We start from the raw sequence: 17,357 nt of genomic DNA, 5'->3' as shown, positions 1-17,357 counted from the left end.
TGTCCTCCCCCAAACAGACTATGGCCGTTAGTGTCTCGCACGCTGACTAGGGGGTATCACCGCTTCTCGCGGAAAATCTCGTCCAGGACAGTGGCAAGACGTGGTGCGTCGTGCCTGGGAGATCCGTCAGAGGCTCCCACATCGGCCAATATCAGACGCCCTCCGAGCGCCACCACGGCCTTCTCCAGCTCACCCGGTTCGGGCACCACGCCCCGGTCGGCCACCACCGCGTCGACCAGCAACGACGGCGCGTGGTCGCGGAGCACCTCGAGATGGTTCTCCGGTGAGAAGCCGTCGGTCTCGCCGGGCTGCGGGGCCAGGTTGAGGATGACCAGCCGCCGGGCGCTCGTGGTCGCCAGGGCCCTGGCCAGCTCGGGGACCTTCAGATGCGGCAGCACGCTGGTGAACCACGACCCTGGCCCGAACACCACCCAGTCGGCCTCGTGGATGGCCCGGACCGCCTCCGGGGAGACCGGCGGATCGGACGGAACCAGCGATATCGCCCGCACCCGCCCGGGGGTGAGCGCGCACGCGACCTGCCCGCGCACCGTCGTGACCTGGCCATCGAGCTCGACCTCGGCCTCGATGTCGAGCGGCACCGACGCCATCGGCAGCACCCGCCCGTGGGCGCCGAGGAGGCGGCCGACCCACTCGAGCGCCTTGACAGGGTCGTCAAGAAGCTCCCAGAGGGCGACGATCAGCAGGTTGCCGACCGCGTGGCCCTGCAGGTCTCCTTCGCCGTGAAAGCGGTGCTGGACGACCCTCGACCAGGTCTGGCCCCACTCGTCGTCGCCGCACAGAGCGGCGAGCGCCATACGCAGATCGCCGGGCGGCAGGACGCCGAGTTCGCGGCGAAGACGGCCGCTGGAGCCGCCGTCGTCGGCGACGGTGACGATGGCGGTGAGGTCGGTGGTGACCCGGCGCAGGGCGGAGAGCGAGGCGTGCAGACCGTGGCCGCCTCCGAGCGCTACGACCCTGATTCCTCCAGGGCCGCCCTCACTCACTCGCGACCCACATCGCGGTGGCTGACCTGGACGTCCATGCCGCGTTCGCGCAGGCGGGCGCCGAGCTGCTCGGCCATGGCCACGCTGCGGTGCTTGCCGCCGGTGCAGCCGACCGCGAGGGTGGCGTAGCCCTTGCCCTCACGTGTGTAACCCGCCGCGACCACGCCGAAGACCTCCTCGTAGCCGTCGAGGAACTCCTTGGCGCCGGGCTGGCTGAGCACATATTCCCTCACCGGTACGTCGAGACCGTTCATCGGCCGCAACTCCGGCACCCAGTGAGGATTGGGCAGGAAACGGCAGTCGACGACGAGGTCGGCATCGACCGGAAGGCCGTATTTGTAACCGAACGACACCACGTTGACCTTAAGGCCTGGCCGGTCCTCCCCGCCGAAGAACGAGACGATCTTCTTACGGAGTTCGTGGACGTTGAGCTTGGAGGTGTCGATCACCAGGTCGGCGTTGGCCCGCACCTCGCGCAGGATGCCGCGCTCACGGTCGATGCCGTCGACGAGACGGTTCTCCCCCTGGAGGGGATGCGGCCGGCGGACGTTCTCGAACCGCCGCACCAGCTCGTCGTCGCTGGCCTCCAGGAACACCACGCGCACCTCGACCCCGCGCCCGTCGAGCTCCTCGATGGCGGCGTTGAGGTCGGTCGTGAACGCCAGCGACCGGACGTCGACGACCGCCGCCACGTGGTCGGCGGCCAGCTTGACCCGCCCGGCCTCCTCGGCCAGCGAGAACAGCAGGCCGGGCGGCAGGTTGTCGATGACGAACCAGCCCAAATCTTCCAGCGCCTTGGCCGCGGTGCTGCGCCCGGCGCCGGACATGCCGGTGACGATGACGAACCCCGGCTCGCTGCCGGCCTCACTGCCGGTCTGGGTGCCGGTGTCGCTCATGCGCTCTCCCCCTTCAACGCCGCGACGATCGCTTCGGCCGTCGCCGGTCCGATGCCGGGAACCTCGCATATCTCGGCGGCCGTCGCGTCACCAAGGCGTTTCACGGAGCCGAAGTGCCGGAGAAGAGCCTGCCGCCGGGCGGGGCCGAGACCGGGAACCGTGTCCAGAGCGCTCTCTTTGAGCGATCGGGACCTCTTGGCACGATGGTAGGTGATCGCGAAGCGATGCGCCTCGTCACGGAGCCGTTGCAGAAGGTAGAGCGCCTCGCTCGTGCGCGGAAGGATCACCGGCTCGTCGTCGCCGGGCAGCCAGACCTCTTCGAGCCGCTTGGCCAGGCCGCAGACCGCGACGTCGTCGATCCCGAGTTCGTCGAGGGCCCGCTGGGCCGCCGCGGCCTGCGCGGGACCGCCGTCGACGACGACCAGGTTGGGCGGGTAGGCGAACTTGCGCGGGCGGCCGGTCTCGGGGTCGATCGGCTCACCGGTGGCTTCGCCGCCGAGCTCGCCGGTGGCGCTGCGCTCTTCGAGATAGCGGCGGAACCGCCGGGTGATGACCTCGTGGATCGAGGCGACGTCGCCTTCGGTGGATTTGATCTGGAACCGCCGGTATTCGCTTTTGCGGGCCAGCCCGTCTTCGAACACGACCATCGAGGCGACCACGTTGGTGCCCTGGATGTGGGAGACGTCGTAGCACTCGATGCGCAGCGGCGCCTGTTCGAGGTCGAGCCCGTCGACGAGCTCCTGCAGCGCCTTGCTGCGGCTGGTCAGGTCGCTGGAGCGGCGCAGCTTGTGCTGGGTGAGGGCCTCTTTGGCGTTGCGCTCGACCGTCTCCATCAGCGACTTCTTGTCGCCGCGCTGCGGCACCCGCACCTGGACGCGGGCCCCCTTCGACTCTGACAGCAGCTCGACCACGGCGTCGAGGTCGGGCGGGTTGGCCGGGACGAGGATCTCGCGCGGGATCTCGGCCTCGGAGTACATCTGGATGAGGAAGTGCTCGACCAGATCGCCCGGCGTCGACGCCTCGACCTTGTCGACCACCCAGCCGCGCTGGCCCCGGATGCGCCCGCCCCGCACGTAGAACACCTGGACGGCGGCCTCGAGCTCGTCTTCGGCCAGGGCGACCACGTCGGCGTCGGTGGCGTCGCCGAGCACCACGGCCTGCTTCTCCAAAGCCTTCTGGAGGGCCTGGACGTCGTCGCGCAGGCGGGCCGCCCGCTCGTATTCCTCGACCGCCGCCGCCTCGCGCATCTCGGTTTCGATGCGCTTGATGAAGCGGGTGGTGTTGCCGGCCATGAAGTCGCAGAAGTCTTCGGCCAGGGCGCGGTGCTCGTCGGGGGTGACCCGGCCGACGCAGGGCGCCGAGCACTTCTCGATGTAGCCGAGCAGGCAGGGCCGCCCGATCTGGCCGGCGCGCTTGAACACGCCCGCCGAGCAGGTGCGGACCGGGAAGACGCGCAGCAGCAGGTCGACCGTCTCGCGGATGGCCCAGGCGTGGCTGTAGGGCCCGAAGTAGCGGGTGCCCTTGCGCTTGGCGCCGCGCAGGACCTGCACGCGCGGGAACTCGTCGGCCATCGTGACCGCGAGGTAGGGGTAGGACTTGTCGTCGCGGTATTTGACGTTGAAGTGGGGGTCGAACTCCTTGATCCAGGAGTATTCGAGCTGGAGGGCCTCGACCTCGGTGCCGACGACCGTCCAGTCGACGCGGGCCGCCGTGGTCAGCATCGACTGCGTGCGGAAGTGGAGGCTCGCGAAGTCGGCGAAGTAGGAGTTCAGCCGCTGCCGCAGGCTCTTCGCCTTGCCCACGTAGATCACCCGGCCGGAGGGATCCCTGAAACGGTAGACGCCGGGAGACTCGGGGATCGATCCGGGTGCGGGCCGATAGGTTGCCGGATCAGCCACTCTCCAAGACTATCCGCCCCCACTGACATTCCGTTTCCATGATCAAGGACATCACGGGAGTGTCCCGGCGATGCAGGCGATGGCGGTCACCACCGCATAGGGCCGCCATCCGGGCAGCCGCTCCCCCAGGTGCCGCGCCAGCGCCAGGTGGCACATCAGCACCACGACGGGGATGAGCCGGGCGAACTCGTACCGCCCGGCGGCCACGGCCAGCCCGGCGACGACGGCGCCGAGCACCGCGATGATCAGCAGCTCCCGGCCGAGCGGCCGGCGCAGACCGTAGAGGAGGGCCGGAACACCGATGAGCGCGAGCCCGTACCGGGACAGGGGCTCCTCGACGAGCGGCCGGTACAGCTCCGGCGCATCGGTCAGCGGCCCGGTCACCTCCGGATAGGGCCAGGCCAGCGCCAGTGCGACCGCCCCCACCCCCGCGGGGACGATCAGCACCAGCCGCCGCCACTCCCACCGCCGGGCGACCAGGATGCCCGCGATCCCGACCACGGCCGCCACGGCCGTGAACGGATGCACCAGCACGATCACCGGCGGCAGCACGACGAGCGCCACCAGCCCCCGCCCGCTGTCCCGGAACCCGACGAGCCGGGCCCAGGTCAGCACCATCAACGCGGCCGCCGGAGTGGACGGGAAGGCGAACGCGAACGACAACGAGGTGAGCCCGGGGAACCCGCTCCAGCCGAACCCGTCGACCCCCCACAGGACGACGGTGAACCCGGCGGCGAGCGCCACGGTGGCGTCCCCGGCCCCCAGCCTCCGGCCGAACACCCGGAGGGCGACCAGCAGGGCTAGGACGTTGAGGATCCCCGCGACCCCGAGCACGGTCTCCGGCTCGGCCCCGCAGACCCGGGCCACGAACGCCAGCCCGAGCACGTAGGGCGACCCGTCGGCGTGGACGTCGTCGAGCGCCGCCCGCATCGTGGCGACGTGCAGATCCCAGTCCCCCACCCAGGCGTGCCGGTAGGCGACGAGCAGCGCCCACCCCAGCACGGCCCCCGCGACCAGGACATACCACCCGGACCGCTCGGCCTGCGCGAACCCCCTCACACCTCCATGATCATCAACCGACCGTCAACCAACCGCCCCCGACACCCCAAGCCGACCCCCGTTCCCGAGGAAACCCGCAACGGGAACCGCCACGAGCCACCATTCCTGGTGAGGCACGAGCCGTCGCCGGTGCGATTCCGGGGAGCCACCTCCGGCTGCATGATGGCGAGCCGGCCAACGTGCCGAGAGCCTCTCGCGCCGCCTGTTCCAGGATGACGGGAATCGGTCTCGCCTCCGCGCCGAAGCCGAGACCGATTCCCGCCGGACCCTGGTGGCACCCCAGGTCTGTGGTTCTTCAAGGGCGGGCCGCCACGGTCCACCTCCGAGCCGGAAGCGGCCGGGGCCGCCTGCTTCTTGGTGGCGGCCGGGCCAACGCCCCGGCACCCCGGCCCCGAGCGGTTTCCCGGCGCCTGTCGCCTGGTGGCGGACGGGCCGCCGTCTCGCGCCCCTCGGCCGTGCCACCTGATGGTGGGCGCGCCGTCGTCCCGGCCCCGGGTGGACCCTGAGCCGTGTCCCGCCACCCTCCCTCTGGTGGCGGGCGGGCCGGCGTCTCGCGCCCCTCGGCCGTGCCACCTGGTGGTGGGCGGGCCGTCGTTCCCGATGGTGGTGGGGATGTGGTCCGCGCGGTGATCACCTTCTCCGGTTCCGGGGGACGAAGCCGCAGGTCGTCGGGGCCGTGGAAGCCGCGCCGGGGCGCCGCTCGTGTGGCCGCCGACCGTGCGGGTCGGGGGCCTTCCCACGTACGGCGGCTCTCGCCGACGGACGCGTGCCCGGCTCGTGACATCCGTGAGCACAGGGCTCTCCAGCTGCGATGACGCCGTCCGAAAACGGTCCGCGGCCCGTGGCTGGCCCGTTCCTGAACCCCGGAACGGACCGCGCCACAACCGGGCCGGGGTCGGCGGAGCCGGCGCCCGTGCGCGGTTCGGATGGCTACGCCAGCGTGATGTTGCCGCCGTTGACCGTGATCTGCTTCTCTTCGAGCGGCGAGGGGGCGGGACCGCCCGCGACCGAGCCGTCGGTGATCTTGAACTTGCTGCCGTGGCAGGGGCAGTTGATGGTGCCGCCGGAGATGCTGGCCACCGAGCAGCCCGCGTGGGTGCAGACCGCGGTGAAGCACTTGAACTCGCCCGCCGTCGGCTGGGTGATGACGATCTTCTCCGATTCGAAGATCTTGCCGCCGCCCTCGGGGATGTCGGAGGTGCGCGCGAAGGCGTTGGCCGCCGCGGGAGGCGGCTCCTCCTCGGCGGGAGGGTCCTCCGCCGGGGGCTCTTCGGCCGGCGGGTCCTCAGCGGGCGGGTCGTTCTGGTCGTCGGTGGCGGGCGGCGGGTTGTCAGAGCCTCCGGCCGGTACGGCCTGGTCGGCGGGCACCGATCCTGGCGGCTCGACCTGGGCGGTCGTGCCGGAGGAGTAGCCGGTGCACGCCGTGAGGGCGGCGGCCAGCCCGGCGCCGCCCACCGCGAAGACCAGGCCCCGCCGCGTCAGCGCGCTCGTGACCTGATCCTGCTCAGAGGTGCCGTTCACGTTCATTTACATCCTCCGCTGGGGGACTTCCCGATCATTGGTAGGTACGGCCCTAACCCCGTTCGTGGTTCAGCCTGACCGATCGGATCCGAGCGGAATATGAAGAAATACACTCACAGGTCGAAGATCTTGCGGAGAAAACGCCCGGTGTGGCTGGCGTCGACCAGGGCGACCTCCTCGGGCGTCCCGGTCGCGACCACCCGGCCGCCGCCGGAACCGCCCTCGGGCCCCATGTCGATGACCCAGTCGGCCGTCTTGATGACGTCGAGGTTGTGCTCGATCACGATGACCGTGTTCCCGGCGTCGACCAGCCGCTCCAGCACGCCCAGCAGCCGCCGGATGTCCTCGAAGTGGAGGCCGGTGGTCGGCTCGTCGAGGACGTAGATGGTCCGGCCGGTGGAGCGGCGCTGGAGCTCGGAGGCGAGCTTCACCCGCTGGGCCTCACCGCCCGACAGGGTCGTGGCGGGCTGCCCGAGCCGGACGTAACCGAGCCCGACGTCGTTGAGCGTCTTCAGGTGGCGGCTGATCGCCGGGATGGCCTCGAAGAACTCCCCGGCCTCCTCGATCGGCATGTCGAGGATCTCGGCGATCGTCTTGCCCTTGTAGTGGACCTCCAGCGTCTCGCGGTTGTAGCGGGCGCCGTGGCAGACCTCGCACGGGACGTACACATCAGGAAGGAAGTTCATCTCGATCTTGATGGTGCCGTCGCCCGCGCACGCCTCGCAGCGCCCGCCCTTGACGTTGAAGCTGAATCGGCCCTGGAGGTAGCCCCGGATCTTGGCCTCGGTCGTCTGGGCGAACAGCTTGCGGACGTGGTCGAACACGCCCGTGTAGGTCGCCGGGTTGGAGCGCGGGGTGCGCCCGATCGGCGACTGGTCGACGTGGACGACCTTGTCGAGGTGGTCGATGCCGGTCACCCGCGAGTGACGCCCCGGCACGGTCTTGGCGCCGTGGAGCTCCCGGGCGAGCGAGGTGTAGAGGATGTCGTTGACCAGCGTCGACTTGCCCGACCCCGACACCCCGGTGACGGCGGTGAACACGCCGAGCGGGAACTCGACGTCGATGCCGCCGAGGTTGTGCTCGCGGGCGCCCTTCACCACGAGCTGCCGCTTGCGGTCGCGCTTGCGCCGCTTCTTGGGCACCTCGATGGCCCGCCGCCCCGACAGATAGGCGCCGGTCAGCGATTCTTCACTGGACAGCAGCTCTTCGACGGTGCCGGAGACGACGACCTGGCCGCCGTGCTCACCGGCGCCGGGGCCGATGTCGACCACCCAGTCGGCCGCCGCGATGGTGTCTTCGTCGTGTTCGACGACGATCAGGGTGTTGCCCATGTCGCGCAGCCGGATCAGCGTCTCCAGCAGGCGCTGGTTGTCGCGCTGGTGGAGGCCGATGGAGGGTTCGTCCAGGACGTAAAGGACACCGACGAGACCCGAACCGATCTGGGTGGCGAGCCTGATGCGCTGGGCCTCGCCACCGGCGAGGGTGCCAGCGGCGCGGTCGAGGGTCAGGTAGTCGAGGCCGACGTCGAGCAGGAAGCCCAGGCGGGCGTTGATCTCCTTGACCACCCGCTCGGCGATCTGCATGTCGCGCTCGGAGAGCTTGAACCCCGACAGGAACTTCGCGCACTCGCCGATCGACAGCCCCGAGACGTCGGCGATCGACGAACCGCCGACGGTCACCGCGAGCGAGACCGGCTTGAGGCGGCGGCCCTTGCAGGCCGGGCACGGGATCTCCCGCATGTAGCCCTCGAACTTCTCCCGCACCGCGTCGCTCTCGGACTCGGCGTGGCGGCGCTGGATCCACGGGATCACGCCGTCGAAGTCGGTGTAGTAGGAGCGCTGGCGCCCGAACCGGTTGGCGTAGCGGATGTGGACCTGTTCGTCGTGGCCGCGGAGCAGGGAGTTCTGCTGAGCCTTGGTCAGCTTCTCCCACGGGGTGTCGAGGGTGAAGCCGAGGGCGTTGCCCAGGCCCTCGATCAGCTTCTCGAAGTAGTCGCTGGTGTGGCCGCCCGCCCACGGGGTGAGCGCGCCGTCGCCGAGGGTCTTCTCGGGGTCGGGGACGACCAGCTCGGGGTCGACCTCCATGCGGGTGCCCAGGCCCGTGCACTCGGGGCAGGCGCCGAACGGCGAGTTGAACGAGAACGACCGGGGCTCCAGCTCCTCGAACGACAGGTCGTCGTAGGGGCAGTAGAGGTGCTCCGAGTAGAAACGCTCCCGGTTGGGGTCGTCGGCCTCGAGGTCGACGAAGTCGAGCGTGATCGTGCCGCCGGACAGCTGGAGCGCCGTCTCGACCGAGTCGGTGAGGCGGCGGCGGGCCGTGTCCTTCACCGCGAGGCGGTCGACGATGACCTCGATGTCGTGCTTCTCGTACTTCTTCAGCGTCGGCGGCTCTTCGAGCCGGATGATCGTGCCGTCGACCCGGGCACGGGCGTAGCCCTTGGTCTGGAGCTCCCGGAACAGCTCGGCGTATTCGCCCTTGCGGCCCCGGATCACCGGCGCGAGCACCTGGAAGCGGGTGCCCTCTTCGAGCTCCAGGACGCGGTCGACGATCTGCTGCGGGGTCTGCCGCGCGATCGGCCGCCCGCAGGTCGGGCAGTGGGGCTTGCCGATGCGGGCCCAGAGGAGCCGCAGGTAGTCGTAGACCTCGGTGATCGTGCCGACGGTCGAGCGGGGGTTGCGGCTGGTCGACTTCTGGTCGATCGACACCGCCGGGGACAGGCCCTCGATGAAGTCGACGTCGGGTTTGTCCATCTGCCCCAGGAACTGGCGGGCATAGGCCGACAGCGACTCGACGTAGCGCCGCTGGCCCTCGGCGAAGATCGTGTCGAAGGCCAGGCTCGACTTGCCCGAGCCGCTCAGCCCGGTGAAGACGATCAGGGCGTCGCGAGGGAGATCAAGCGAGACGTCCTTCAAATTGTGTTCGCGCGCGCCACGCACGACGAGACGGTCAGCCACAGCGTTCCCGATGGTCGTTGGGGTCTACAGGAGTGCACCGGGCAGGCTATCCGCCGCCACCGACAAAAATGCCCCTGCTCCTTCAGAGTACGTGGACGAGGATGAGCCCATGTCCCTTCTTGACGACTACAGGGCGGAACTCGCCGCCGCCGACGCCCGGCTGATCTCCACGGTCGCGGCCCTGTCCGACGAGGAGATGCGCGCCCCGTCGGCCCTCGACGGCTGGACCAGGGGTCACGTCGCCACCCACATCTCCAGGAACGCCGACTCCCTGGTGAATCTGCTCACATGGGCCCGTACGGGGGTGGTCACCCCCCAGTACCGCGACGCTACCGAACGCGACGAGGGCATCGCCGCTGGCCACGCGAGACCCGCCAAGGAGCAGCTCGCCGATCTGGAGGAGAGCACAGCGCGCTTCGCGGAGGCGGCCGACGCGATGCCGGCCGACCGATGGTCGTTCCTGATCAGCGGTACCCGCCCGCCCGAGCATCCGGCCTGGTACGTCGTCATGCGCCGCCTGCGCGAGGTCGAGATCCACCACGGCGACCTCGGCACCGGCTACACCTGGCGCGACTGGCCCGGCCGCTACGTCGACTGGGAGTTCCACGACTCCCTGCGGATCTGCGGCGAGCCCACTTACGGCCGGCTGACCGTGACCGACACCGGCGAGACGGTCGACGGCGCCGAGGGCCCGCACCTCCAGGCCACGAAGCGGGAGCTCACGGCCTGGCTGACCGGCCGTCTCCGGCCCGAAGGGTTCCCGCCACCGCCGGTGTGGATGGTCCGGACCGCCCCCGACGGCCTAGCGTGATCTCATGACCTATACGGGAGACGTGTCCAAGGGCGGTCCGGCCGACGTCCGGGAGCTGGAGAAGATCACCATCGCGAAGATGGAGGTCGGCGACTTCGGCAACAACGCCTATCTGATCCGCTGCCGCGAGACCGGCGACGGCATGCTGATCGACGCCGCCGCCGAGCCCGCGCGGATCATGGAGCTGATCGGCAGGCAGCCCATCAGCGTGATCGTGACCACCCACCAGCACGGCGACCACTGGGGCGCCCTGGAGGAGGTCGCCGCCGCGACCGGCGCGACCGTCGTGGCGGGCCGCGACGACGCCGCTGCGCTGCCGGTGGAAGTCCGGCCGGTCGACCACGGCGACCGGGTGACCGTCGGGGTGACCGATCTGGAGGTGATCCACCTGCGCGGCCACACGCCCGGCTCGATCGCCCTCTACTACCCGGGGCACATCTTCACGGGAGACTCGCTGTTCCCGGGCGGCGTGGGCAACACCTGGAAGGACCCGGAGCGGTTCACCTCGCTCTACACCGACGTGGTGGAGCGGGTCTTCGACCGGTTCGGCGACGAGACCTGGGTCTACCCGGGCCACGGCAAGGACACCACGCTCGGGGTGGAGCGCCCCGCGCTGCCGGAATGGAAGGCGCGGGGCTGGTAGTCAGCGCGTGCCCAGCACCTTGGCGATCAGCGTGGCGGCGGCGTCGGGATCGTCGGCGCTCTCCACGACCTCGCCCCACGACCACCGGTAGAACCAGCCGCCCTCCAGCGAGACGCAGTCGACGGTCTCGTTGAGCAGGGCGGCCTCCGGGGCGCTGACCTTGAGCGAGGGCCGTTCCAGCCGCAGGTCGACGGCGAAGCCGCGCTGTTCGAGTTCGCGTGCCAGCTTGCCGAGGAAGTACGAACGGGTGAGCTCACGCGGGGCGGTCGCCATACCGTCATTAGACAACGGCCGATCCGCCCCGGAAAGTCACCTATCGGGTGCCTGCCAGGCGCTCCTTGCGCTTGGCGCGCCGGAACATCAGCACCCGCAGCGGGATCGCCGACACGATCGCGATCTGCATGATCGCGCCGACCTGGATGAGCTGGTCGCCACCGGGCAGCCCGGCGGCCCAGACCATCAGGCAGGCCACGTTGATGAGCATCCAGCCGAGGACGAACGCGGCCATGTTGCCCTTGGGCTTCGGATATTCGATCCGGCTGATCATCAGGAACGACGTGGCGAAGATGCCGAGGATCGTGTAGATCGTCGGCGGGAACAGCAGCACGATCGACACGATCGTCATGGCGCCCATGGGGATCGGCAACCCCATGAAGTCGCCGCTCTTGGTCTTCACGCAGGCGAATCGGGCGAGCCGGGTCACCCCCGCGAGCAGCACCGACGCGGCGGCGGCCAGCACGAGCCACAGTGGCAGCGGGGCGTTGAACCCACCCCATATCACGATCATGAACGCCGGGGCGAAGCCGAAGCTGATGACGTCGGCCAGGTTGTCGAGCTCGGCGCCCATCGCCGAGGCCCGGAACCGGCGCGCCACCAGGCCGTCGAACAGGTCGCAGGTCGCGCCGACGAGCAGCAGCACGACGGCGGTGCCGAAGAACCTCGGATCGGGCTCGAAGTTGCCCCGGGTCATCTTGAGCTGGTCGATCGCGCTGTAGGCCAGCACGACCACCGACAGGAACCCCGACAGGGCGTTGCCGAGCGAGAGCAGGTCGGCGGCCGACAGGCGGAACGCCTTGCCGACCGGCCCGATGGGTTGATCCTCTTCTTCGACGGACCAGCTTCCGGCCCTGAGGTCAGGCGCGGTCAATGCGGGTCACCCCAGCCACGGTTTTGTCGCCGACGGTCACGGCGGGCTCGACGCCCTCCGGCAGATAGAGGTCGACCCGGGAACCGAGCCGGATCAACCCGACCCGGTCACCCTGGGCGACCTTCGCGCCTGCCTGCAGGTAGGGCACGATGCGGCGCGCGACGGCCCCGGCGATCTGGACCATCTCGATGTCGCCGAGCGCGGTGTCGAGATGCCACACCACGCGTTCGTTCTTGTCGCTGTCCTTGTTGAACGCGGGCACGAAACCGCCGGCCACGTGTTCCACCGAGACGACGGTCCCGGCGGCGGGGGCGCGGTTGACGTGGACGTTGAGGGGGCTCATGAAGATCGCGACCCGGGTGCGGCCGTCGGGCCAGGGGTCGACGCTCTGCACGACGCCGTCGGCCGGCGACAGCAGCCGCCCGGTGCCGATCGAGCGGTCGGGGTCGCGGAAGAACCAGAGCATCCCGCCCGTGAGGGCCGCCAGCGGCACCGCCGCGTAGGCCCACTTGGGAGACCGGCGGGTCAGGGCCGCTGTCACGGTCGCCGCGGCCGCTGTGGGAGCCAGCCATGGCGACACACCGCGCGCGAGCCGGACGCGTGGGCGAGGACTTTCTTTTTCGTTCGACACTAGGAGCCTTTGTACTCTTTTGCGACTAGAGGACGGATTTGCGACTTAAGCAGTTATGTTACCGATGCCACAGTCCCTAACCGTCCTCTTTCGCGTCAAGCGCGTGACCCCAGGGGGTCTGAGGCTAGTGCCGCTCCGCCTCTTCGGGCGCGGCGTCCTTCTCGACGGCCGGGGTGCGGCGCGACTTCACGATGCTCGCGACCGTCGTGATCAGCATCGTTCCGATGATGACGCCCAGCGAGACCTGGATCGGGATCTTCGGCGCCCAGTCGACGAGGTCGTGCATGGCCTCGAGAATCAGCTTCACGCCGATGAAGGCGAGAATGAAGGCCAGACCGTAACTGAGGTAGACCAGGCGCTGCAGCAGACCGCCGAGCAGGAAGTAGAGCTGCCGCAGACCCATCAGGGCGAACGCGTTGGCGGTGAAGACGATGAACGCGTCGGTGGTCAGACCGAAGATCGCCGGGATGGAGTCGAGCGCGAACAGCAGGTCGGTGCTGCCGATGGCGATCATGACGATCAGCATCGGCGTGACCATCTTCTTGCCGTCGACCCGGACGATCATCTTGGAGCCGACGTAGTCCTGCGTGGTCGGGAACGCCCGGCGGGCGTAGCGCAGCAGGATGTTCTCGTCGAAGTCGTCTTCGCTCTTGTTGTGGTCGCGGATCATCGTGTAGGCGGTGTAGAGGAGGATCGCGCCGAACACGTAGAAGAGCCAGTGGAACTGGTTGAGGGCGGCGGCGCCGACCACGATGAAGAACCCGCGCATCACCAGCGCTATCAGGATGCCGATCGTCAGCACCTTGTGCTGATAGGCCTTCGGCACCGCGAACCGCGACATGATGATGAAGAAGACGAACAGGTTGTCGATGCTCAGGCTGTATTCGGTGATGTAACCCGCGAAGAACTCACCCGACTGCTGCGGGCCCGCGAAGATCAGCAGGCCGATGCCGAACAGCACGGCGAGGGCGACGTAGAGGCCGACCCAGAAGCCGGCCTGGCGGATGGAGAACTCTTTGGGCTCTCCACGGTCGACGACCCACAAATCGATGGCGATGACCACGAGCAGGCCGATGATGACGGCAGCCCAACCCCACACGGGAATGTCCACTCTCTTAATCCCTCCGGCGCGCGACGAAACACACTGCCGGAGGTCTCTCCCGCCCCTGGAAAGGTTCCAGACACGGACCGACGGCCCCGGGTGCAGACACCGTGATGACGGGACCGTCGCGAAGGGATACTCCCCCCCAACGCGAACAGTATAGAGACCAGCCCCGGGGTCTCCTGAACCCCGGGGTCAGGTTTCTTGAACGAATTATTCCTGTCAACCCGGAACAAGCCCGGGTGATTCCCCGGTCAGGCGTAGAACTTCAGGACGGCCTCGACCGCTTCCTCGTCGCCGGGCAGGGCGTTCCCCCGGGCCAGCGAGGCGGCCGCCAGATCGCCGAGGAGGCCCTCGTCGGCCAGCAGGCGCAGCAGCGCCGACCGCATCGCGCCCGCGTCGACGGGCGGCAGCAGCAGCCCCGCCTCGCCGATCATCGGCGGGATGCCGCCCACGGCGAAGGCCACCACGGGCACCCCCGCGCGCAGCGCCTCGTGGACGTTGAGCGGCTGCCCCTCCCAGCGGCTCGGCACCACCAGCGCGGTCGCCGCCTTCAGCAGCGCCGCCACGTCGGTGCGGTGGCCGAGCAGGGTGACCGGCAGGTTCCCGGCGTCGATCCGTTCCTGGAGCGCGCCGCGGAGCGGTCCTTCTCCGGCGACGGCGAAGAGCACATCCGGCGGGTACGGTCCCGCCGCGGCCTCCAGCAGTACCTCCAGCCCCTTCTGCTGCGCCAGCCGCGCCACGGTCAGCAGGACCCGCCTCCCCGCGAACTCCGTCGTGGCGGGCAGGTCGGCCAGCGGCGGCGCGGGCACCACGGCGGCGGCCACCCGCCGGGCACCGAGGGTGACCATGCGGTCGCCCAGGTCGGGCGAGACGACCAGCACCGCGTCGGCCCGGCGGGCCACGACGCGTTCGAGCACGGCGTAGACCGCACCGACGGCGCCGCCCGCCGTGACCGCGTTGTGCAGCGTGACGACCAGCCGGCGCGGCCGGGCCAGCGCGGCCAGCGCACCGGCCCGCAGGCCGTGGGCGTGCACGACGTCGGCCTCGATCCGCCGCAGGGCGCCGACGGTCCTGGCGTCGTTGACCGGATGGGGGCGGTCGGAGACGGGGATCTCCACCACGGCCTGGGGGAAGCCGAACCGCGTGAGGGTCTCGGCCGGACCGGCGACCACGACCTCGTGGCCCCGGGCGGTGAACCCGTCGGCGAGGGTGCGCACGTGACGGCCCACTCCCCCGGCGCTGGTGCCGAGGGTCAGCAGGATCTTCACCTTCTGATCACTTCCTTGAGGTCGTCGCGGTCGATCGCGGCGGCGACCGCCCCGCCGAACCCGGCCGCCACGATCCCGGCCAGGCCCGCCACCAGCACGCTCGTCCACAGGCCGGAGGTGCCGATCAGCCAGACGACGGCCACCCCGGCCGCCGCGCCGCTCACGCCCCCGGCCACCGCCGCGAGCACCGCCCGGGTGAGTCCTTCGAGGGGGCCGTAGGCCCGGCGGACCGCGAGCAGGAGCAGGATTCCGGCGGTGGTCATGCCGATCGTGTTGCCCAGGCCCAGCGCGCCGACCGCCCAGTCGTCGGGCAGGGCGAGCACCAGCCCGATCTGGGCGGCGATCACCACGATCCAGCCGATGACCTGGTCGCGGGCGGCCGGGCGGCCGTGGCCACCGGCGTAGAGCACGCGCGACAGGTGGGCCATCAGGCCATAGCCGACCAGGCCGGGGGCGAACAGGACGATGCCGAGGGTGAGCTGGCCGGGCGGGACCGTCGATTTCGTCATCAGGAACACCTCGGCGACCGGCGCGGCGACCGCGACGAGCGCGCCCGCCGCCAGGCCCGAGATGAGGACGACCGCCCGGGTGGTGCGGGCGGCCAGGGCGGCGAAGGCCTCGTGGTCGCCGCTCTCGAAACGGGCCGAGAGCACCGGGAAGGCGCTGGTGGCGATGGGGACGGCGAGGACGGCGTACGGGACCAGGTAGATCGCCCACGCGTAGTTGTAGGCGGGCAGGCGTCCACCGCCCTCGTTGGCCAGCCGGATCACCACGGCCATCGCGACCTGCTGAGCGAGCAGCGCGCTCAGCCCCGCCGCCGCCAGCCGCCTGACCTGCGGGGCGACGCCGGGCGGGAAGCTCAGGGTCGGCCGCCAGCGCAGGCCGAGCCGGGCGACCGGCCAGAGGACGGTGAGCACGAGGGACAGCACACCGAGGGTGGTGCCGACGCTCAGCACGAGTTCGGCCGCCTCGGGCAGCCCGGCGATCTCGATCGTGCCGCCGAGCGGGACGAACGCCAGATAGGCCACGATGACGACGACACTCGACACGAGCGGGGCCAGCGCGGGCCCGGCGAACCTGCGGTGGGCCTGGAGAACGCCGTAGAGGACGACCGCCAGACCGTACAGAAGGATCTGAGGGGCGAAGACGGCGAGCATGTGGGCGGCGAGGACCATGACCTCACCGGCGTCGCAGTCCTCCACCGCGCCGGGCACGAACACCCACACGATCGGGCCCGCGAGCAGCGCGACCAGCGCGCTCAGCGGGACCAGCAGCACGACGACCCAGGTCAGCAGCCCCGACGCGATCCGCCCGGCGGTCTCGCGGTCGCCGCGTTCGGCGGCGCCCGCCAGCACCGGCACGACCATGCCCGCGAGCGCTCCCCCGACGACGATCTCGAAGACCAGGTTCGGCACCGAGTTCGCGGTGAAATAGGCCGTCGACAGGCAGCCGGTGCCGACCGTCTTGGCGAAGACGAGCTGCTTGCCGAAGCCGGTGATCCGCGCCGCGATCGTGATGACGCCGATGACCAGGGCCGCACCCGCGACCCCTCGGGCCATCAAGGGGTGGGCCGGATGACCTCGGCCGGAGGCGGCACCGGGCGGCGCCCGAGCATGTCGAGCCGGTTGAGCACCGGGTTACCCGCGATGACCTTGGTGAACGACACCTTCTCCGAGGCGGCGGTGAGCGCCACGACGGTGCCGAGCACGGCCAGCCGCCCCGGGCGCCCCAGCTTCTGCGCGGCGGCCAGCCCCAGGAGCGCGCCGAGCGCGTTGGCGCCGGTGTCGCCGAGCATCGCGCGTTCGGCCAGGTCGTCGGGGAGCAGCGCGGCGGCGGCCCCCAGCGGCACGGCGGCCAGCGGCGAACCCGCCAGCGGCGCCCCGGCCAGCAGTCCGACCTTGATCGCGCGGCCCGGTCGCAGGTCGAACAGGTTGGCCAGGTTGGCCGACCCCGCGACGAGCAGTCCGTCGATGGCGATGTCGGCCACGTTGCGCCGGGTCAGCGCGGCGGCGGCGAGGCCGGTCGCGCCGATCCCGAGGATCTTCACCGCACCACTGGTGACCTGGCCTTTCCGCAGCGCGGACAGGTGGCCCTTGAACCCCTTCGACGCGCTGGTGCCGAACACGTCGTCGTAGGCGCCGAGCGCGCCACACGCGACGGAGGTCAGCACCCCCGCGATCTTCACCCGAGGCGGGAGGCCGGGCGCCAGCGCCAGCGCGGCCCCCGCACCCGCCGCGAACGCCGGACCTTCGAGCAGCGTGACGGGCTCGCCGCGATGGTTGACGCGGGCCCAGGTCTTCTCGTCGCCGAAGGGCTGCTTCTTCGTGAACACCGTGTACGCCGCCCTCGCGGCGGCCGCACCGAGCGCCGCCCCCGCCAGGGCGAAGAGCAGGGAACGCTGAGTCACAGCGGGTCCTTCC

Annotated in this window: 15 protein-coding genes; 2 read left to right on the top strand and 13 right to left on the bottom strand. The window is 70.4% G+C overall.

Features of this window, described 5'->3' with window-relative positions; translation table 11 throughout:
- Positions 1 to 56 precede the first annotated feature (56 nt).
- The 6 genes from ACYQ78_RS31590 to uvrA all read right to left on the bottom strand — a co-directional run bounded on the left by ACYQ78_RS31590 (position 57) and on the right by uvrA (position 9,332).
- Positions 57 to 1,004 (bottom strand): gluconeogenesis factor YvcK family protein, encoded by a 948-nt coding sequence (locus ACYQ78_RS31590; RefSeq protein WP_459804605.1) that lies wholly within the window; start codon positions 1,002 to 1,004, stop codon positions 57 to 59.
- A complete protein-coding gene (gene rapZ / locus ACYQ78_RS31585) occupies positions 1,001 to 1,900 on the bottom strand; it encodes an RNase adapter RapZ (protein WP_459804604.1) in 900 nt (299 codons plus the stop codon). Before rapZ ends, ACYQ78_RS31590 begins: the two co-directional genes overlap by 4 nt.
- A complete protein-coding gene (uvrC, locus tag ACYQ78_RS31580) occupies positions 1,897 to 3,798 on the bottom strand; it encodes an excinuclease ABC subunit UvrC (RefSeq protein ID WP_459804603.1) in 1,902 nt (633 codons plus the stop codon). Before uvrC ends, rapZ begins: the two co-directional genes overlap by 4 nt.
- A 51-nt stretch (positions 3,799 to 3,849) precedes the next feature.
- The gene (locus ACYQ78_RS31575) at positions 3,850 to 4,857 is read right to left on the bottom strand and encodes a hypothetical protein (protein WP_459804602.1); all 1,008 of its coding nucleotides are present in this window, start codon (positions 4,855 to 4,857) and stop codon (positions 3,850 to 3,852) included.
- A gap of 930 nt (positions 4,858 to 5,787) precedes the next feature.
- Positions 5,788 to 6,378: a Rieske (2Fe-2S) protein gene (locus ACYQ78_RS31570; protein WP_459804601.1), complete on the bottom strand. Its 591-nt coding sequence runs from the start codon at positions 6,376 to 6,378 to the stop codon at positions 5,788 to 5,790.
- A 113-nt stretch (positions 6,379 to 6,491) separates the two neighbouring features.
- Positions 6,492 to 9,332, bottom strand: coding sequence for an excinuclease ABC subunit UvrA (gene uvrA / locus ACYQ78_RS31565; RefSeq protein WP_459804600.1), 2,841 nt, complete (start codon positions 9,330 to 9,332; stop codon positions 6,492 to 6,494).
- A gap of 109 nt (positions 9,333 to 9,441) precedes the next feature.
- Here uvrA and ACYQ78_RS31560 point away from each other — a divergent pair, with 109 nt between their 5' ends.
- Positions 9,442 to 10,143 (top strand): maleylpyruvate isomerase N-terminal domain-containing protein, encoded by a 702-nt coding sequence (locus ACYQ78_RS31560; protein WP_459804599.1) that lies wholly within the window; start codon positions 9,442 to 9,444, stop codon positions 10,141 to 10,143.
- 4 nt (positions 10,144 to 10,147) lie between these two features.
- Positions 10,148 to 10,786 carry an MBL fold metallo-hydrolase gene (locus ACYQ78_RS31555; protein ID WP_459804598.1) on the top strand — a complete coding sequence of 213 codons (639 nt, stop codon included), beginning with the start codon at positions 10,148 to 10,150 and terminating at the stop codon, positions 10,784 to 10,786.
- On the opposite strand, the gene ACYQ78_RS31550 is transcribed toward ACYQ78_RS31555, so the two are convergent.
- From ACYQ78_RS31550 to ACYQ78_RS31520, 7 genes are all read right to left on the bottom strand, one after another.
- Positions 10,787 to 11,059, bottom strand: coding sequence for a hypothetical protein (locus ACYQ78_RS31550; protein ID WP_459804597.1), 273 nt, complete (start codon positions 11,057 to 11,059; stop codon positions 10,787 to 10,789). It abuts the gene before it with no gap.
- A gap of 40 nt (positions 11,060 to 11,099) precedes the next feature.
- Complete coding sequence (gene pssA / locus ACYQ78_RS31545; RefSeq protein WP_459804596.1) at positions 11,100 to 11,933, bottom strand: CDP-diacylglycerol--serine O-phosphatidyltransferase; 834 nt, start codon at positions 11,931 to 11,933, stop codon at positions 11,100 to 11,102.
- Complete coding sequence (locus ACYQ78_RS31540; protein ID WP_459804595.1) at positions 11,920 to 12,564, bottom strand: phosphatidylserine decarboxylase; 645 nt, start codon at positions 12,562 to 12,564, stop codon at positions 11,920 to 11,922. Before ACYQ78_RS31540 ends, pssA begins: the two co-directional genes overlap by 14 nt.
- A 124-nt stretch (positions 12,565 to 12,688) precedes the next feature.
- Positions 12,689 to 13,675, bottom strand: coding sequence for a TerC family protein (locus tag ACYQ78_RS31535; protein WP_459804594.1), 987 nt, complete (start codon positions 13,673 to 13,675; stop codon positions 12,689 to 12,691).
- 245 nt (positions 13,676 to 13,920) lie between these two features.
- Positions 13,921 to 14,937 (bottom strand): glycosyltransferase family 4 protein, encoded by a 1,017-nt coding sequence (locus ACYQ78_RS31530; RefSeq protein ID WP_459804593.1) that lies wholly within the window; start codon positions 14,935 to 14,937, stop codon positions 13,921 to 13,923.
- Positions 14,934 to 16,496 (bottom strand): murein biosynthesis integral membrane protein MurJ, encoded by a 1,563-nt coding sequence (gene murJ, locus ACYQ78_RS31525; protein ID WP_459804592.1) that lies wholly within the window; start codon positions 16,494 to 16,496, stop codon positions 14,934 to 14,936. The genes ACYQ78_RS31530 and murJ overlap by 4 nt, the downstream gene beginning before the upstream one ends.
- A complete protein-coding gene (locus ACYQ78_RS31520) occupies positions 16,496 to 17,344 on the bottom strand; it encodes a hypothetical protein (protein WP_459804591.1) in 849 nt (282 codons plus the stop codon). The genes murJ and ACYQ78_RS31520 overlap by 1 nt, the downstream gene beginning before the upstream one ends.
- Between the last annotated feature and the right edge of the window lie 13 nt (positions 17,345 to 17,357).

It is taken from the genome of Herbidospora sp. RD11066, from assembly GCF_054661255.1.
This window is presented reverse-complemented; position numbering and strand designations above follow the sequence as displayed.